The sequence below is a fragment of the Bacteroides caecigallinarum genome (genome assembly GCF_021530995.1).
GTDB classification, from domain to species: Bacteria; Bacteroidota; Bacteroidia; order Bacteroidales; family Bacteroidaceae; genus Phocaeicola; species Phocaeicola faecigallinarum.
The window spans coordinates 1-255 of record NZ_JADYTF010000349.1; the positions used below are offsets into that span (position 1 = coordinate 1).

At 50.2% G+C, this 255-nt stretch carries 1 protein-coding gene; it reads left to right on the forward strand.

Annotated features, from left to right (window positions below; translation table 11 throughout):
- On the forward strand, positions 1-255 hold a 255-nt coding region (locus tag I6E24_RS16980), incomplete at both ends, for a helix-turn-helix domain-containing protein (protein ID WP_317218749.1).

Genomic DNA, 255 nt, shown 5'->3' on the forward strand with positions numbered 1-255 from the left:
TGATAATCCGTATGAAAGTCCAACGCTATAGGTGCAAGAACAAGGATTGTGATTATGACCGTCAGGAGAGCATACCCTTTGCCACGGGTAGTTGCGGCTACACCCACCGTTTCGCGAAATATGTAGTTGGTCTGTTAAGGGGCATGACCTTGAAAGACGCGGCTAATCTCCTGGGCGTATCCTGGGATACCGTCAAGGAAATCCATACCCGTCATCTTGAATACCATTACGCGCCTCCTTCCCTTGAGGGAGTGG